Source organism: Priestia sp. RMT2NF4 (assembly GCF_047872835.1).
GTDB lineage: Bacteria > Bacillota > Bacilli > Bacillales > Bacillaceae_H > Priestia > Priestia zanthoxyli.
The window spans coordinates 203,469-217,149 of sequence record NZ_JBLQZO010000003.1 but is presented as its reverse complement, the minus strand read 5'-3'; the positions used below and the strand labels follow the sequence as shown (position 1 = coordinate 217,149).

Annotated in this window: 12 protein-coding genes and 1 riboswitch; of the genes, 5 read left to right on the top strand and 7 right to left on the bottom strand. The window is 37.9% G+C overall.

Going from position 1 to position 13,681, the window contains the following annotated elements:
• Window positions 1-28: 28 nt before the first annotated feature.
• Both ACMX9J_RS14620 and ACMX9J_RS14615 read right to left on the bottom strand, forming a co-directional pair.
• The gene (locus ACMX9J_RS14620) at window positions 29-1,075 is read right to left on the bottom strand and encodes a DUF5105 domain-containing protein (RefSeq protein WP_205689700.1); all 1,047 of its coding nucleotides are present in this window, start codon (window positions 1,073-1,075) and stop codon (window positions 29-31) included.
• Window positions 1,076-1,254: 179 nt separating this feature from the next.
• Complete coding sequence (locus ACMX9J_RS14615; protein WP_028412286.1) at window positions 1,255-2,850, bottom strand: APC family permease; 1,596 nt, start codon at window positions 2,848-2,850, stop codon at window positions 1,255-1,257.
• Between the two features lie 56 nt (window positions 2,851-2,906).
• A riboswitch (ZMP/ZTP riboswitch) is annotated at window positions 2,907-2,985 on the bottom strand.
• A gap of 386 nt (window positions 2,986-3,371) precedes the next feature.
• On the opposite strand from ACMX9J_RS14615, the gene ACMX9J_RS14610 reads away from it, so the two are divergent.
• The 3 genes from ACMX9J_RS14610 (at window position 3,372) to ACMX9J_RS14600 (ending at window position 6,029) form a co-directional block, all read left to right on the top strand.
• Entirely contained in the window at window positions 3,372-3,971 is a 600-nt protein-coding gene (locus ACMX9J_RS14610) for a cupin domain-containing protein (RefSeq protein WP_080754378.1), read from the top strand.
• A gap of 355 nt (window positions 3,972-4,326) precedes the next feature.
• Window positions 4,327-4,530: a DUF3311 domain-containing protein gene (locus ACMX9J_RS14605; RefSeq protein WP_033578104.1), complete on the top strand. Its 204-nt coding sequence runs from the start codon at window positions 4,327-4,329 to the stop codon at window positions 4,528-4,530.
• Window positions 4,530-6,029 carry a sodium:solute symporter family protein gene (locus ACMX9J_RS14600; RefSeq protein ID WP_033578103.1) on the top strand — a complete coding sequence of 500 codons (1,500 nt, stop codon included), beginning with the start codon at window positions 4,530-4,532 and terminating at the stop codon, window positions 6,027-6,029. Before ACMX9J_RS14605 ends, ACMX9J_RS14600 begins: the two co-directional genes overlap by 1 nt.
• Before the next feature lie 30 nt (window positions 6,030-6,059).
• Here ACMX9J_RS14600 and ACMX9J_RS14595 read toward each other — a convergent pair whose 3' ends face one another.
• Together ACMX9J_RS14595 and ACMX9J_RS14590 are read right to left on the bottom strand one after the other, a co-directional pair.
• Complete coding sequence (locus ACMX9J_RS14595) at window positions 6,060-7,490, bottom strand: alanine/glycine:cation symporter family protein (RefSeq protein ID WP_028412289.1); 1,431 nt, start codon at window positions 7,488-7,490, stop codon at window positions 6,060-6,062.
• A 103-nt stretch (window positions 7,491-7,593) separates the two neighbouring features.
• Entirely contained in the window at window positions 7,594-8,583 is a 990-nt protein-coding gene (locus ACMX9J_RS14590; protein WP_028412290.1) for a glutaminase, read from the bottom strand.
• Window positions 8,584-8,849: 266 nt separating this feature from the next.
• On the opposite strand from ACMX9J_RS14590, the gene ACMX9J_RS14585 reads away from it, so the two are divergent.
• Together ACMX9J_RS14585 and ACMX9J_RS14580 are read left to right on the top strand one after the other, a co-directional pair.
• On the top strand, window positions 8,850-10,100 hold the full coding sequence (locus ACMX9J_RS14585) for an ATP-binding protein (RefSeq protein ID WP_033578101.1): 1,251 nt from the start codon (window positions 8,850-8,852) through the stop codon (window positions 10,098-10,100).
• Window positions 10,101-10,104: 4 nt separating this feature from the next.
• Window positions 10,105-11,043 (top strand): response regulator, encoded by a 939-nt coding sequence (locus tag ACMX9J_RS14580; protein WP_028412292.1) that lies wholly within the window; start codon window positions 10,105-10,107, stop codon window positions 11,041-11,043.
• A 39-nt stretch (window positions 11,044-11,082) separates the two neighbouring features.
• Here the strand turns inward: ACMX9J_RS14580 and ACMX9J_RS14575 are convergent, their stop codons facing one another.
• Genes ACMX9J_RS14575 through ACMX9J_RS14565 form a run of 3 tightly spaced genes read right to left on the bottom strand, consistent with a single transcriptional unit; the run spans window position 11,083 to window position 13,668 of the window.
• Window positions 11,083-11,691 carry a malonate decarboxylase holo-ACP synthase gene (locus ACMX9J_RS14575; protein WP_028412293.1) on the bottom strand — a complete coding sequence of 203 codons (609 nt, stop codon included), beginning with the start codon at window positions 11,689-11,691 and terminating at the stop codon, window positions 11,083-11,085.
• Window positions 11,679-13,379, bottom strand: a complete 1,701-nt coding sequence (mdcD, locus tag ACMX9J_RS14570) for a biotin-independent malonate decarboxylase subunit beta (RefSeq protein WP_416225900.1) — start codon at window positions 13,377-13,379, stop codon at window positions 11,679-11,681. The genes ACMX9J_RS14575 and mdcD overlap by 13 nt, the downstream gene beginning before the upstream one ends.
• Window positions 13,366-13,668, bottom strand: a complete 303-nt coding sequence (locus tag ACMX9J_RS14565; RefSeq protein ID WP_028412295.1) for a malonate decarboxylase subunit delta — start codon at window positions 13,666-13,668, stop codon at window positions 13,366-13,368. The genes mdcD and ACMX9J_RS14565 overlap by 14 nt, the downstream gene beginning before the upstream one ends.
• Window positions 13,669-13,681: the final 13 nt, after the last annotated feature.

Below are 13,681 nucleotides of genomic sequence, written 5' to 3'. Positions count from 1 at the left end.
ACTATTTTTGTCCTAGCCTCTTTTTTGTCTATCGAATGTAGCTTGATCCAAACGTTTTACCTAAAGAGTCACTGTATAGGTCACTTGACTTCACAGTCCATTTCCCATCTTCTTTCACCATAAAAATTCGTAGCGGACGACTTCCTTCTTTCGTTTCTAATTCATTTACAATATCTTTGAATTTAGAAGCCGCAAACTCTTCAGAGTGTTTTGTATCGTAATCTTTTGTTTCATCTGTATATGCTCTCTTAAGCTGCGATACGTATGAATATAAGTCTGATAAATTAACAGTAGTGTACTCCACTTCTACTACAGCTTTATTATTTGCATTGGCAATCACATTTGTCTTTACGCTTGCTTTTTCTTTCAAAACATCTTTATACATGTTAAAAAAATCTTTTTTTGCTTTATCGGTTAAACTATTAGAAAACGCACCTTTTAATTCCTCATTAAACGCTTTTTTCTGTTCTTCTATGACAGCTGTTTTGTCCGCTGTTACATATTTATCATAATCTACATTTTCTTTGTTTAAGTAAAGAACTTCCGTGTAAGCTTGCAGAGCTTTTTCTGGGTCTTGCAGCTTATTATAGCTTTTCGCGTATTTCTTCGTATCCAGTGTTAATGTTACTTCGTCAATTTCTTCATCATAATCAGATGATTTTGGCTGAAGCCCAATTTTGTACTTTTTATCTTTTTTGACTTCAAAGACGAACATTAATTTTTTTTGCTTCCCAGCGCCAATCTTGTCAGATGAACTGCTTTCTAGTCCAAGTTCCCTACTGTTCACTCCCGTTTTGGGAGATAATTGTTCATCTCCTTCATATAAATACACACCGTCGTAATCCGATAAAGATATACTGTTTTTGGATACATTTTTCACTTTTAAATCAACTTTCAACAGCCCCTTTTCTTCACTTGTAGCTCCTTCATCACTATCTACTAAAATATAAGAAGCGCTGTCAATAGATGCTTCAATCGCCTTATTTTTAGCCGAAGTGGATCCTCCCGTTTCCTTAGAACTGTTACAAGCCGCTAATACTAGCATAAGTACAAAAACCAAAGCCAAAACATTCATTTTTTTCACAGCTGTCCAATCCCCTTTATTTTGTTTTTTTAGAACTTTATCCCAAATAAAGGTTCCCTCTGTGTAAATCCTTAAACCTTAAAATCTATGTTTTTTACAATATTTTGATAAAAACTAAGTCTAAATTCTCCATTCATCTAAATAAAAACACGAGCACCGGCTCGTGTTTTTTATTTAGATTTAAAATTTTCTTGATTGATTTGTTCAGCTTCTTTCATATATCGGTTAGATTTGCCACTTTTAATTCCCCAGTAATAAAAGGCTAATGATACGCAAGCAATCACTAGCATATCCCATCCGAAAGGTAAAATATTTTTGCCTCCGAATTTTTCGCTTCCTATGTAGGAAATAAAAATCATGCACGCTAAATAGATAAGCATCCAAGCCCCGGTTAAAAATTCTTTTTTAAAGCCCACCCATTTATTTTTCGCTTGGTAATAAAAATAAACTGGCAGGCCAATTGCCATAATAAAAATCACTTCACCTGTAAGTGGCCACCTTGCCCAGTAAAGCGTCAAAGAAGCAAAAACGAAGCCGCATGGCGCAATAACTGATGCCCCTTTTAAATAAAATGGACGGTAAAAGTGTGAAGCCGTTTTTCTTAATGTTATAAGCGCTACAGGGCCCATAATATAAGAGATAAGCGTCGCTACTGAGATCACTTCTGCTAAGACACCCCATCCTCTAAATAAAAAGAGAAACAAAAAGCAGGCTGCTAAATTTAGCCACATAGCTGGGCGCGGGACATTGTAAAGTGGATGAAGAGTACCAAATATCTTTGGCAAATATCCATTTTGCTGCATCCCGTATAACATTCTAGAAGTCGTTGCCGTATATGTAGCACCTGTGCCGGAAGGAGAAACAAATGCATCTGCGTATAACACAATTGTTAGCCAGTTAATTCCAAGCGCAATCGCTAAATCAGCAAAAGGAGAATTAAAATTCAAATGATTCCATCCATCCGCAATTGATGACGGACTTACTGCTCCGATAAAAACAATTTGTAATATAATGTATACAATTCCAGCAATAAAAATTGAACCAATTACAGCTACCGGAATCGATTTATTAGGTGACTTTGCTTCTCCTGCCATATTTACAGGACTTTGAAACCCATTAAATGCAAACACGATACCTGATGTTGCCACTGCCGTTAAAACACTCGCCCATCCGTAAGGTGCTACCCCATGCTCACTTGAAAAGTTCCCGCTATGAAAACCAGCAAAAAATAAAGCCCCTGCCGTTAAACCAGGAATAATTAATTTAACAATCGTAATAAATGAGTTTGCTTTAGCAAAGAGATTTACCGTCCAATAGTTCACAAAAAAGTAAATGAATAATAACAGAGACGCAACTGCCAACCCCTTGGACGTTAAAATGCCATTGTCTACTAATTCATGAGTCCAGCGAGCCCATTTCCACGGCCAAGTACTCATATATTGCACAGATGCAATAGCCTCCACTGTTATCGTTGAAGCGATTGAAATCCAGTTAGCCCAAGCAGCCAAAAATCCAATAAATGATCCGTGTGAATACTGAGGATATTTAACCATCCCCCCTGCTTGCGGAAACATCGCGCCCAGTTCAGCGTACGATAGGGCAATGGTCAAAATAACTACCATTCCAATAACCCATGAAAAAATAGCCGCGGGTCCTGCAATTTGAGCTGCTTTCCATGCTCCAAACAGCCATCCTGAACCGATAATCGAACCTATGCCTGTCATGGTTAAAGCAAATGTTCCCATCTTCCTTTGCATATTGCTCATCCAAATCTACTCCTCTTCCCTAGGAAAATAAAAAAAACACTTGCGAAATTTTCTCAAGTGTTTGCCCAGGCGCGCGGCTTATACGCTATATGCTCCCCCATGGTCATCCATGTTGCGCCAGTCACATATAGGAATATATTTTTTATCAGTATATAACATTCATTACTATTACTCAATACACAAAAATGTTTACATTACTTTTACAAAAGTAATGAATTATTCGTAAAATTCCGAATAAATCTTCTTAAAATCTCTTCCTAATTACAAAAAACAACTAAAACTCTAACCTTGCTTATTATTTGATTCTTTTACTTCACGAGCATATCATCTTCTAAAAATTATATTAATATATATTATTCATTTACAAAATACGAATTAACATCTATATATCCATAGAATTCTTGCACTAGCCCCTTTACTTATATACAATATGAAGAAAAGATACTAAAGTAAACTGCCCACCACTTAGCTACGCTTGAAGTGGGAGACTTCTTTTGGGAAAACGTTAACACCTACATATCATGCACTTCGCAACGAATGAAGTACTTCGAGCAAACTTCTCTGTTTACGCAAGCAAAAAACAGGGAAAATTACGAAAAAAGATTGTTAGAGGGATGCTTATGAATTATGCAAATGTAAAAGTTCTTTATTTTGATGACGACGGAACCATTCCAAATCACCCTCGTCTTCCAGTTTTGTTGTATGAACACGTATTTATTAGTAAGAAAGAGAAAGTAGAGAGCATTTTTAATTCTCACAACTGGAAAAACAGCTGGGTAGGCGGCATATATGATTTTCACCATTACCACAGCAATTCTCATGAAGCACTAGGTGTAATTAGCGGATCTGCACGCTTAAAACTAGGTGGACATATGGGAGAAAATATCGTGGTGCATGCTGGGGATGTACTCGTACTCCCTGCAGGTACAGGACATATGCGTCTGCAGTCAACTGCTGATTTTAAAGTGGTTGGAGCTTATCCAGAGGGCATGGATTACAACTTACGAACAGGAAAACAAACGGATCGCCCTCACGTATTTGATGAAATTGCACAAGTACCTATTCCTACAACAGATCCTGTTTATGGCGACAAAGGACCATTGACAGAGTGGTGGAACTAGACAAGCACTTATTGTCTAGTTTTTTTATTTGCTCGTTTTTATAGCTTCCATAAATCTATATTTGAACATACAAATTCTTTTTCTTTAATGCAATAGCAATATACTTTATCTCATCGAGAAAACTACCTTTCTTCTTTTCCGTTCTTTTTTTGTTTCAAAGGCAACTGCGCTTAGGTTCTCCCCTGCTTTTTCTTCCCTAATCATTTCAAATATCTTCTTCTCATACCCTTTTTTTGTTTTTCTAAAAAAATTTTCGTAATTTATAACGAAATTTTCAAAAAACTTATTGCTTTACTATGTCAGACTTGCTATCATAGTGAACATTGTTAGATAAATTTTAGAGGAGGAGTAAAAATTGAACAGAAAATTCATAATATTTATTTTATTCATCATTCCGTTTATTGCTCAATTCGCTTTTTTACCTTTTGTAAATAACATTCATCCAATTATTTTTGGATTACCTATTTTGCATTTATGGTTATTTTTATGGGTCTTCTTAACGCCTGTGTGTACATTTATCATTTATCGTTTACAAAAATCTTGGGGGGACATTGAATAATGCAAGGAAATTTAACCGCACTTTTAATCACATCAGCAATTGTTCTTGTCGTTATCGCCATTGGCTTTATAGCAGGACGTGACAAATCATCTAGAAGCTCCGTTGAAGAGTGGGCTGTAGGGGGAAGACGTTTTGGAAGCCTGCTCGTCTGGCTTTTAGTAGGAGCAGATTTATATACTGCTTATACATTCCTAGGTCTTACAAGTACAGCTTATCAAGGAGGAAGCATCGCATTTTTTGCCATTCCTTACTCTGTTTTAGCCTTTTTAATTTCATACTTTTTTCTTCCAAAACTTTGGACTGTTGCTAAAAAGCACAAACTTACTACACTTGCTGATTATGCTAGAGAACGTTTTAGCAGTAAATTTCTCTCCTCTTTAATTGCCATAGTAGGTGTATTGATGCTTATTCCATATATCGATCTTCAGCTTAGCGGTATTCAAGATACTCTTCGCGTTGCAGGAACTGGCTACATTAATGTAAAAGCTGTCGTTATTCTTTCATTCTTTCTTGTGGCTCTTTATACTTTTTTCAGCGGAATTAAAGGTCCCACTTATACGGCAATTATTAAAGATATTTTAGTATGGGCGATTATGTTATTTATGGTTGTTTCTCTGCCAATTATGCATTTTGGAAGCTGGGGCAACATGATTGACAATGTTGCAAAGGATGCACCTCAGCTATTAACGATCCCAACACAAGGACCTAAGGGCATTCCATGGTTTATTACAGCATCACTCGTATCTGCTTTAGCTTTATTCATGTGGGCCCACGCTGCTACAGGTGTTTTCACTGCTAAAAGTGCAGATTCGCTTCGTAAAAATGCTGTCTTCTTACCTCTTTACAATATTGTTTTAATTCTAGTGATCTTCTTAGGGTTTATTGCTTATCAAGTATTACCTCAAGATACAACGGATCCTAGATTAGCATTATTAACCTTGATTCAATATTCATATGGTGGCATTGGCCAAGGGTTAGCTTATGCAACGATTGCTCTTGCTTCATTAATTCCATGTTCTATCATGGCGATCGGAGCGTCTAACTTATTTGCAAATAATATATTTAGAGATTTAATTAATCCAAATGTACAGGGTAAAACATTAACAATGGTTACTCGTTCTATGGTTTTTGTTGTTATTGGACTGGCACTTTTATTCGGTTTATTATTCCCACAAGCACTTGTTTCCCTACAGTTACTAGGGGTATCCGGCATGGTACAAATCTTCCCGGCTATTGTTATCAGCCTGTTTTGGAGAAATCAATCGAAAGAAAGTACGATTGCTGGATTAGTAGTAGGGCTGGTTGTAACGTTTACCGTTCATGCCACAGGAAATTCATTTGGCCTTTATGAAGGGTTCTGGGGATTATTATCTAACCTACTCGTAGTTTTTATTTTAAATCCAATCTTTGCTGCAAAAACCAAAGCAGCAACAAATGGCGTGAAAGAAACATTATTTTCTCAAGGCACTACGCAAACTGAATTAAAGAAAAACGCATAAAAAAAGTTCAGCCAACTGGCTGAACTTTTTTTAGATAATATTCTCTTTTTCAGAAGGGGAGGAAGTCGATTCTCTTTCCCAACATTCAATATTTTGATTGTTTTCTAATGCATCTTTATAAAAGACTGGATTTTTCCCTTCCTTTTTCTGCTGAGTATAGTCATGCAAGGCAGAAAACGCCACTTTCGATAATAGAAAAATAGCAATTAAGTTCACCACTACCATCATCCCCATAAATAAGTCTGCCAAATTCCATACAAGCTGAAGCTGAGCGACCGATCCAAAAATAACCATCGCTAAAACACCTACACGATAAGACCAAAGCCACATCTTATTTGAATTTAAAAATTCAATATTCGTTTCTCCATAATAATAATTGCCAATTAACGTACTAAAAGCAAATAGAAATACCATGATAGCTAAAAATCCTGATGCCCAAGAACCGATATGTGTACTAAGAGAAGCTTGCGTTAATTCAATGCCGCTTAGTCCCTGCTTATAGGCGGGGGATAAGAGAACGATAAATGCTGTGCTTGTACAAATCACAAGTGTGTCCGTCAAGACACCAAATGCTTGGATAAGACCTTGTTTAACTGGGTGACTCGTCACTGCAGTTGCCGCCGCGTTGGGAGCACTTCCCATCCCTGCTTCATTGGAAAACAGTCCGCGCTTTACTCCGTTGATTAACGTTGCACCAATTGATCCCCCAAGCGCCTGTTCAAATCCAAATGCATTTTTCACAATTAGAGATAGAACGGCAGGCATTTGATCAATATTTTTAAAGATGATGAACAGAGCCATTCCAATGTATAAAACGGCTAATACGACAACGATGTATTCCGATATCTTAGCGATGCGTTTGATCCCGCCAAAAATAATTATCGCAAATATAACTGTCATAATAATCCCAATCAATAAGCGGCTCGTTCCGAAAGAGTTCTCAAATGCCAGCGTAATCGTATTAGATTGCACAGCGTTAAACACCAGGCCAAATGACAGTGTAATGAGTACAGCAAATAGCCCGCCCATCCATCTTTTATTTAACCCTTTTTCCATATAGTAAGCGGGTCCTCCTCGAAATCCGTTTGACCCTTTTACCTTATAGATTTGAGCGAGTGTACTTTCTACAAAACTTGATACTGAACCGATAATGGCAATAATCCACATCCAAAATACAGCACCCGGGCCACCAAGAGCAATAGCAATCGCTATACCGGTAATATTTCCTGTTCCTACTCGAGCTGCCATGCTTATGCAGAAAGCTTGAAACGGGGAGACTCCCCCATCTTTAGCCGCTCGTCCTTCTTTCAAAACAAGTACCATTTCTTTCAACATGCGAAACTGCAAAAAACGAGAGCGGATCGTAAAATAAATACCGATTGATACAAGTAAAATAATTAATAAATTCGACCAAAAAAAATCATTGATGACACTAATTACACTTTCGATTGCTTGTTGCACGCCTATCACCTCATTAAAAAATTTGGTAGAACAAATGCAAAACATGAAAGTTTTTTCTCTTGGTGTTTATATTATTGAAGCGAATGAATAGTACGTAAATAGACTAAAAAATACTCAAATCCCATTCTTTTGCGATTTTTTTTAGCAGCGTAACGCCTTTTACGCTATTCCCGTACTCATCAATAGCTGGACTGTAAATTCCGATACCGCATCCGTCTGGAAATGGAGACTGCTTTTTCGTATTAGGTGGCACCAATGACATGATTCCTCCTGATACACCGCTTTTAGCTGGCATACCAACAAATGCCGCAAACTTTCCTGAGGCATTATACATACCGCATGTAAGCATAAGCGCTTTTGTTAATTTAGCTACTTCTTTTGGAATTACTTGTTTGTGAAACACTGGATGATATCCGTCTAATGATAGAATTAATCCGATCAGCGCAATATCTTCAGTCGTTACTTCAATTGAGCACTGCTTTAAGTAAACCTCTAGAACTTCTTCTACTTCTCCTTGTAAGTAGTTTGTTTCTTTTAAATAGTAGGCAAGCGCACGATTTCGATGAGACGTTTGCCATTCTGATTCAAAGACGGTTTCATTAATGAGTGGTGTTTTCCCAGTAAGCATTGTTATTACATCAAACAAATAGCTTAGTTTTTCTTTTGCCGTCTCTCCAGATAAAAGAGATGAAACCGTTAAAGCACCGGCATTAATCATAGGATTGAACGGCTTTCCTGGTTTATGCATTTCCAGTCTTATAATAGAATTAAATGCATCTCCAGTTGGCTCTACATCTACTCTCTCTAGTACGTAGGGAATGCCGCAGCATAAGCAAGCTGCTATAAAGCTAATGACTTTAGAAATACTTTGAAGAGTAAATACCGCTTCATAATCCCCAGACTGGATAACCGTTCCGTCAGCACCAATCAAACAAATACCTAATTGAGACGAGTCCATATCTTTCAGAGCGGGGATATAATCAGCCGTTTTTCCTTCTGACGAAAATTCTTTTATTTGCTCTACCCACTCGTGTAACTGCTCTTTTGCAGTGACCTGTAAGTAAGACATTTCCTGTTCAATTTCTCTTTTCATTAAAATCACCTCATCACTTCATTAACTTTTTATTTTAAAGCGCTTTCATAAAGCGGGATTTCATTTTCGTTTTTAATGTACAATGCAACCTACGAGAGCATACAAAAACCTACAAAACTTTTTGGAATTATATTTTTATCTTTGGTACTCTTCTCCATTGTGCTGGACGCTGTCACAATGTATACTAATTCACGAATCACTTCAGGAGGTGTAATTATCTGAATTTTAAATCTTTCATTCGAAAAGATCCGTACATTTTATTGCTCATGCTCATTACTGTTCCGCTGGCGGGAGAGCTAAAATTTTATCCGTTAAATGAAACATTTCGAATTACATTTGGAGCTCCTACATTTTTCTTTTTCCTATTGCTTTTAAAACGGAAAACCGTTTTATCTGGCGGCTTGTTAACCGCTTTAAGCGTCGTTCTCTTTCGCATCATGCTCGATTATATCACGCTCGATCATTTTCAATTTGCGGCTTCTGCACATACGCATTACCCTACGTTTTTCTTTTACTTTACGTATGCACTTTTATTTTTTATTTTTAAAGTAAGCCGCATGAACTATAGTGCTATTGTGATTGGATTAATTGGACTCATCATTGAAATAGCTGCTGATATAGTCGAACTAACTGCGCAGTATATCGTTTTGCACACAACCATTCATATCGATTCATTATCCGACATGGCCGTTATTGCTTTTGCTCACAGCTTCATTGTACTTAGCTTTTTTAATATGATGACAATTTATGAATCACAGTCACGAGAACGTCAAATTCGCAAACAAAATGAGCACATGCTAATGCTTATTACAAGCCTTTATGAAGAAACCGTTCATTTAAAAAAGACCCTTCATAATACAGAAGTGATTACAAAAGCCTCGTACGATTTATACCGTGTATTACATCAGCAGGAAAAAGATCATTCTGTGCTTAACCAATCGCTCAGTAAAAAAGCGCTTCGGATTGCCGGAGATATTCACGAAGTAAAAAAAGACAACCAGCGTATTTTTGCGGGCTTATCTAAAACAATTTCAAATGAAAGTTTCCAAAATTATATGAAAGCAGAGGAATTAATCGAGCTGATCGTACGCATCAACAAAAAATATGCCGATTCTCTTCACAAACAAATTAGCTTTTTTTCCTCTGTCACCGGGGAACATTTCAGCTACCACGTTTACACAATTTTATCGATCATTAATAACTTGGTAGCAAACGCAGTGGAGGCGATTAAAGATGAGGGAATGATTGTTTTATCCGTACATAGACAAGCTGAATTTGTAGAATTCCATGTACAAGATGATGGTCCTGGCGTGCCTTTGAAGTACGAAAAAGCTATTTTTGAACCTGGTTTCACCTCAAAATACGATCAATTTGGAAATCCCTCTACTGGAATTGGCCTTTCTTACGTAAGAGATATTGTTCAAGAACTTGGAGGTACGATTGAAGCTAAACAAGGAGATAAAGGGATGATTTTTATCATTCAAATACCTCTTTGTAGTCTAATTCAGAAAGGATGAGTTTATGCGATTTTGTATTACAGATGATGATTCAGCCATTCGTTCAACGCTCAGTCAGCTGATTGAAGATGAGGATTTAGGAGAAGTTGTAGAAGAAGTCGTAGACGGCAGCTTTTTAGATGCCTCTACGTTAAATTTAAAGCAAATTGATATTTTATTTATTGATTTACTTATGCCAGGACGAGATGGAATCGAAACGATCCGTCATTTAAAAGATTCATTTAAAGGAAAAATGATTATGATTTCACAGGTAGAGTCCAAAGAATTAATAGGAGAAGCCTATTCATTAGGAATTGAATACTATATTACAAAACCAATTAATCGAATTGAAATTTTAACGGTTATTCGAAAAGTAATTGAACGAATCTCTCTTGAGAAATCAATCGATGATATTAAAACCTCCTTGAATAGTTTAGCGACAGCCCATCACGCTCCCCCTTCAAGCCAGCCGATAACGAAACAAGCCCATCTATATGATGTAGGGAAATTCTTATTAGCCGAATTAGGTATTGTAGGAGAAAATGGTGCAAAAGATTTACTGGATATTTTACAGTTTCTGTACACTTATGACCAAAGAGAAAGTGTGGAAAAACATTTCCCTTCTCTAAAAAATATTTTTGTGAATGTCGCTGAGAAAAAATTGGGAGCTCACGCGTCTTCTATTGAAATTAATCGTGAAACCAAGGCTTGTGAACAGCGAATAAGACGAGCAGTTACTCACTCACTGAATCATTTTGCTTCTATTGGATTAACAGATTTTTCAAATCCAAAGTTTGAAAATTATGCTTCTAAGTTTTTTGACTTTACAGCCGTTCGTAAAAAAATGAAAGAACTGCAGGGAGATTCTAAAATTTTGCCGATTCGCATTAACACCAAAAAGTTTATTCAAATATTTTTTCTTGAAGCCAAGCGTTTGTTAAGCCAAGAAAAAAGCTGGTATTGACAGAAAAGACGGAAAAGGTGCAAATCCCTCATCCGTCTTTTATGCTAATTGATTCAGTTTTACTAAGGCAGGACCATATACAGTACGCAGAAGCAGCGTCTCTTCGCCTTTTGCGTATTCCGCTAGAGAAAAGGCTCCTTTTTCTGTTTCTACCTGTACATCTACAGAAACTGGGCATCTCTTTAGCTTACTGACTATCATTTCCGCTTGTTTCACCGACAAATAAGAAGAAAGGCGAATAAGTACATCTAAATCACTGGTTGTCGTGACAACTTCTTCACCGCTTGCAAGCTCGAACCCTACACTGCCGGTTGGTCCCCACGCAAATTTTTCAAAAATAATAGCCACCTCTTCCAAAGCGCGTATAGCTGGCATGTTTCTAGACTGGGCGTTTTGAAAAAATGAAACGAGATTTTCCGGCCTAATTGTTTGTTTAATGGCCTCCTCAGATAAAAAAGCACCAAAACGCTGATTCCTTCGTTCTCCTCTTACTCCAATAGGTATCAGTTTATCTCGGTGAACAGCACGCCTTACCACTACAAATGGAGCCTTGGCTAATGAATATTCCACCCACTCGGGGATAGGTGTATAACTGATAAGCTTTGCTTCCTCTTTTAACTGAAGCAAATCATGAGCTATATATTCCATTGTTTTTCCAACTCACCTCTTACCCATAAAGAAGCTTTTCGCCCTTCCTTTCTTGCTTGCTCACTGTGCAGCCGGCTGCTTAAATCGTATACACCTTCACAGCGAACATCTTCTACTGCTCCAATTAAAATATCTTGAATCATTTGAACGTCGCGCTCTGTGGGCTGCTCTGCTTGAATACCGCTAACCAGCTCATATAAAGCGCCAAGTGAAGCAAATGATTTAATATCATAAGCCATGGACGGGACTTTCTTTGAAGCTTCCTCAAGTTCTTTTATACTTCTTTTAGTAATGCGCGCTGCCGACTGTTTGGACATGGCGTGAACATTCACTCCTTCGTCTTTTAAAGCCAAAATTCGATTCGATTGGTATCCATGAGCCAAAAATGCTCCTGAAATTGCTTTTCCGACAATTAACGTAATAACCGGATGACCTGCTAAGCGCGCTGCTGCATAAGCATCAGCTGCAGCAGCGCAAGCATAGTGAATACCTAGAAGTTCTTCATGATAGCCATACGCTTGACTCGGTACGTCCACAATGGCAATTATAGGGCGCGGAGATTGATTTCGATCTTCTTGTATTACTTCACGAACGTGCTTAGCAATTGCCCATCCTTCATCTAGTCCTACTTCCCCTTTTCGTGCACGTAAGAAACGATTATAAGGATTAGGTACAACCGATATATATCGGACCTTTTCTCTTCCTAGCAGTGCGTCTTTATAAAGAACGGAAGGAATTTCAAAATCTGCTTCTTCATCATTTATTAAAGCGTTAATCCACACGCGACCGCGGCTGTTAGGCATGCTACCTCGAACTTCGTTCAACGAGTAAGAGACTGCTGAAGGGATATGTTCATTTTTTGTTGCTTTATACAATTCTTGAAATTGATAAGGAGCCATTTTTTCTGAAGGATCAACCTTGCTAAGCAAATGCCTATAAAAATCTACTTGTTCTGTTTTACTAGCTACTTTTTCTTTTTTTTGAAACGTCTCTTGAACCGCTCGTTGAATAGCAGTAACATCATCCTGTGCTAATGTATCTGCAAACCCCGTTTCATAGCGTTGAATACCGCCAATCGTTTTCCAGATTAAGCTTCGGTCTCTTGCATCAAACTCTTCAACCCCCGCTTCTTGTTCGATCACTTCCGGGCCGTTAAGACCAAACCTTGCTTCTTTTGTCATAATGAGATAACTAAAGAGTGAAGCAGTGATAGACATTCCTCCAAAGCAGCCTACATTTCCTGAAATAACTCCGACAACAGGTGTATGCTCACGCAGAGCAACTACCGCTGAGTCAATTTCAGATATCGACAAAAGTCCATAATTCGCTTCTTGCAGCCTTACCCCTCCTGTATCGAATAGAAAAACAGGTCTAACAGGAACACCTTTTTTGTGATTATTAAGAGCTAATTCTAAAGCTCCTGCAATTTTAGCTCCCGATACTTCACCAATGCCTCCCCCTTGAAATCCTCCTTCTATTGAAATGACAACTGCTGGCTCCCCTGCTATTAGCCCACTTGCTATGATGACACCATCATCGCTTTGAGGAACAATATTTTGCTTAGGTAAATGAGGCGACTCGATCCCGTCAAAAGGGCCGAGCAGCTCACGAAATGTACCTTGATCTAAGATTGCCTGCGCTCGTTCTCTTCCATTTAACTCAATAAAGCTTTGATTATTCACTCCCATTTTCACTCACCTCCAAAGCTTGTGCAAGACGCAAAGCGACTACACCGGGCGTAGCACCGAAATCATTAATTACAATTTTCGCTTGAATCATATGAGCACTAAAAAACCGATCTAATACGGCTTTCCAGGTTTCACTAAACCCTTCACTTCCTGTTCGTACTGATACGTGAGCATGTTCTTCATCAGAAGGAACCATTAAGATTTCTAAATCCCCTGAACCAACAACGCCTACATGTGCGCGCTGAGTTAACTTTCGATCGGCTTTGTACTTAAACACTAACGTTTCCATTAGCCACTCACTC